Here is a 3,720-nt window from a genome sequence, read left to right on the forward strand (position 1 = left end):
GAAAAGTGGGTACTAGATTAATTGACGTGGCCGACTGCCCAGACATAGGCGGCCACTGCGGCAGTGTCGGCGTCCGACAGCTCAGCACCTCCCTTCGGCGGCATGACGCCCGTATAGTTGCGCGGGTGCGGTATGCCGTCGGTCACCGTCTTGGTGATCGCCGCGAGGCTGCCGTCGCTCCACACCCAGTTGCCGGAAGTCAGGTCTGGACCGACTGACGTCCCTCGGGCATCGGACCCGTGACATCCGCTGCAGGTGCCGTTGCTGGCCTCGCCGTGGAAGATGCGGTCGCCGAGCGCAACCTGATCCTTGGTGGCGCCGGGCGGCACCGACAGATCCGCCGTGGCGCGCCCAGCGTCGGCATGCGTCCCTTCCGGCGGCACGGCCGCGCCACTCGAACCCGGCGCCGGGGCGATTGCCGGTGCGGCAGCCAGCCGCGCGGTTGCCGCATCGCCGCTAAAAGTCACTCGCCAGATGCGGCCATGCACGTCATCGCCGATATAGAGAGCCCCGTCCGGCCCCATCGCGAGGCCGCTCGGCCGAAAGGCGGCGCGACCGGGATCCTTGTGCGCGCCTGCGAAGCCGTCCGCGAACACCACATAGTTGCCCGCCGCCTTGCCGTCGGCCATCGGCTGAAAAACGACATTGTAGCCCGCCTGCTCCCGCGGCGCGCGATTCCACGAACCGTGGAATGCGATGAAGCCGCCGTCACGATAGGGCTCAGGGAACTGCGTGCCGGTATAGATCAGCATGGCGTTGGGCGCCCAATGGCCGGGAAAGGCGGCGACCGGCGCTAGCTTAGCGGCGCAGGCCCCGACCGCCTTGCCGCCGTCGCCGCCATATTCCGGCGCCAGGACGAGCTTTTTCTGATCTTGGTCGTAGTAGCATTCCGGCCATCCGTAATCGCCACCCTTCTTCAGCTCGAGGAGCTCCTCGGCCGGCAACTCGACACCCTGCTCGACCGTGTAGAGCTTGGGCCAATTCTGCGATAGCTGATCGCGACCGTGCTGGGTGACATAGAGCCGCCCGGCCTGTCGAACGCGAATCCCTCGCCATTGCGTATGCCGGTGGCGTACCGCTCAGCCGCTGAGAAGGTCTGATCGGTCTTGTTGGCGTCGTAGCGCCAGGTGCCGGCGCGCGTCTACAACTCGGTGCAGGGATTGAGACCGGGCGACAGCGGCATGCGGTTGTCGGCCTGGCAGGCATTGGTCGCGGATCCCAAATCGACGAACAGGTTGCCCGTCGCGTCAATGACGAACGGGTGCATCGGGTGGTCGCCGGTCAGCGGCATGCCGGCCACCACCGTCTGCGGCTGGCTGGCCGGCGCGATTTCGTCCGGCGCGCGCGCATAGCGGACGATCTTGTCGTTCAGTTCGGCATAGAGCGCACCATTGTAGAGCGCGATGCCGGTACCGCCGGCGGCGCCCGTGGACTTGTCCGGGCCAAAGCGCCGAATGACGTCTGCCCTCCCGCTGCCAGTCGTGTCCTTGAGCGCGAGCAGAAATCCGCCGGCCGGCGGAGTGTCGTTATGGTAGTAACGACCGCTCCAACTGTTGGCATAGACAACATTGTCGCTGCTGACCGCAAGATGGCGCACATGGCCGAGATTGTCGGCAAAGACCGTAGCGCAAAATCCGGGCGACAGGGTGATGCCGCTATCCTGATTTTGGCATTCTGCGGCGGCGGCGGCGCCATGGGGAGCGGCCGCCGTAGCCATGGCCAACACCAAGATAGCTGAAGGGAGATTTATCTTCGCGCGCTCGTGTGACGGCATTGTCTCTGGTCCCTTACGCGGCCCAACGGAACTGAACCACGGGCTCAGTTCGCTTCACACCGCTATCTCCGAACGTTTATAACGATAGCGCTTATTGAAGCGCAGGCATTTCGGATTTGCACGAGGACCGGGGACTCAAAGCTTTGTGATCGGATCGGGGAACAAACTCAAAAGATGCTGCGCCGGCTCCAGACGGTTCTCTCTTCGCCGTTCGGATGTGCCGTTCATCAAGCACTTACGAGTACACGCCCTAGGTCTTGCTCCCGCTCCGCTTCGGCGGCGGCGTGGGCCCCTCGACCGGTGGCAGCGATTTGAGATAATCCGCCATCGCCGCGCGGTCGTCGTCGGACAATTGCGATGTGTTCTTGATCACGCGCGCCATCAATCCGCTGGCGCTGTCGCCCTCAGGCAATTCGCCGGTCTTCAGGAAATAGGCGAAATCCTTCACGCTCCAGTCTCCGAGATTCTTTTGCGTGATGTTCGGCACCCAGCCCTCGCCCTCCGGATTCGGTCCGCCGCCAAAACGCTGCGCGCGGATGATGCCGCCCAGGACATTGCGCGGGCTGTGGCACTCCGCGCAATGGCCAAAACTGTTCACGAGATAGGCCCCGCGATTCCATTGCGCGGAGCGTGTCGGATCCGGCGTGAACGGCTTGCCATCCATGAACAGGACTTTCCAGACGCCGATGTTGCGGCGGATGTTGAAGGGAAACGGCACGTCGTGATCGCGCACCGTGCCGGCGACCGGCGGCAGCGTCTTGATGAAGGCGAAGAGGTCGCGGACGTCCTCGATCTTCGCATGCTGGTAGGACGTGTAGGGAAACGCCGGGAAAAAGTGGGTGCCCTCCGGCGAGGTGCCCTTCATGACCGCGGTGACGAAATCGGCCTCGCTCCATCGGCCGATGCCGTCATTGGGATCGGGCGAGATGTTCGGCGCATAGAAGGTGCCGAACGGAGAAGGAATCGCGAGCCCGCCGCCGAGCCGGGTGCGATCGGGCTGGTCGGGCACGGCGTGGCAGGACGAGCATCCGCCCGCGTTGAAGATGGTGGAGCCGTTGTTGATGTCAGGCTCGTAGGCCGGCAACGCGCTGGCCGCGATCGTCGAAGGTATGGTCAGCCACCAATAAACGCCGACGGCGACAATGCCGGCAAGGATGACCGCGGGATATATTCGTCGCAACATGGTCCGACCCGTCATTGGAGCGTTCTCGACCGAAGCGGGACACCGCTTCGCGCTGCATCGATCGAGCGGCTAATATGGCGACAGTTTCGGCCATGCGCTTGCTCGAAATTTTCCGCGCTCGCGGGCGATTTTGGGAATAAAGCGGATAAGCTATTGTTTTGAGGTCGACACTCATCCGAGGCCAACAGGGAGAAAACCATGCCGAACAAGACCATGCTTGCCACGCTCGCGCTCGGAGCCGCCATCGTATTTGCCGGTCCTGCTCTCGCCGACAAGTACAAGGTGACGTTAGACGGCAAATCGGAAGTGCCGCCGAACAGCAGCAGCGGAACCGGCACCGCAGATGTCGATTACGATCCGGCGACCAAGAAGCTGAGCTGGAAGGTGACCTATTCCGGCCTCACCGGTCCCGCCACCGCGGCGCATTTCCACGGTCCAGCCGAAGCCGGCAAGAACGGCGGTGTCGCGGTCCCGATCCCGAATATCGCCTCGAGCCCCGCCGAAGGCAGCGCCACGCTGACGGACACGCAGGCCGCCGATTTCCTCGCCGGCAAGTACTACGTGAACGTCCACACCGCAGCCAATCCGGGCGGCGAAATCCGCGGCCAGGTCGTGAAATAGGCGAGCCACAAGCGTTCATTCCTGAAGGCGGATGCTGCGGCATCCGCCTTTTTCGTTTTGTACCTAATGAGGTAGATCGGCGGTGACCACGATGAAGCTGCGCCCCCTCTCCCGCCTGCGGGAGAGGGCTGGGGTGAGGGTT

4 protein-coding genes are annotated in these 3,720 nt (G+C 63.7%); 1 reads left to right on the forward strand and 3 read right to left on the reverse strand.

Annotated elements, in window-relative coordinates; all coding sequences use genetic code 11:
* Nucleotides 1-17: 17 nt before the first annotated feature.
* From CWO89_RS49310 to CWO89_RS41760, 3 genes are all read right to left on the reverse strand, one after another.
* Nucleotides 18-944, reverse strand: a complete 927-nt coding sequence (locus tag CWO89_RS49310; protein ID WP_349644938.1) for a c-type cytochrome — start codon at nucleotides 942-944, stop codon at nucleotides 18-20.
* A gap of 197 nt (nucleotides 945-1,141) precedes the next feature.
* Nucleotides 1,142-1,717, reverse strand: a complete 576-nt coding sequence (locus tag CWO89_RS49315) for a PQQ-dependent sugar dehydrogenase family protein (protein WP_349644939.1) — start codon at nucleotides 1,715-1,717, stop codon at nucleotides 1,142-1,144.
* Between the two features lie 307 nt (nucleotides 1,718-2,024).
* The gene (locus tag CWO89_RS41760; RefSeq protein WP_130584056.1) at nucleotides 2,025-2,957 is read right to left on the reverse strand and encodes a cytochrome c; all 933 of its coding nucleotides are present in this window, start codon (nucleotides 2,955-2,957) and stop codon (nucleotides 2,025-2,027) included.
* A gap of 198 nt (nucleotides 2,958-3,155) precedes the next feature.
* Here CWO89_RS41760 and CWO89_RS41765 point away from each other — a divergent pair, with 198 nt between their 5' ends.
* A complete protein-coding gene (locus CWO89_RS41765; protein ID WP_130584057.1) occupies nucleotides 3,156-3,578 on the forward strand; it encodes a CHRD domain-containing protein in 423 nt (140 codons plus the stop codon).
* The last annotated feature ends 142 nt before the right edge of the window (nucleotides 3,579-3,720 follow it).

This window comes from Bradyrhizobium sp. Leo170, from assembly GCF_004296405.1.
GTDB lineage: Bacteria > Pseudomonadota > Alphaproteobacteria > Rhizobiales > Xanthobacteraceae > Bradyrhizobium.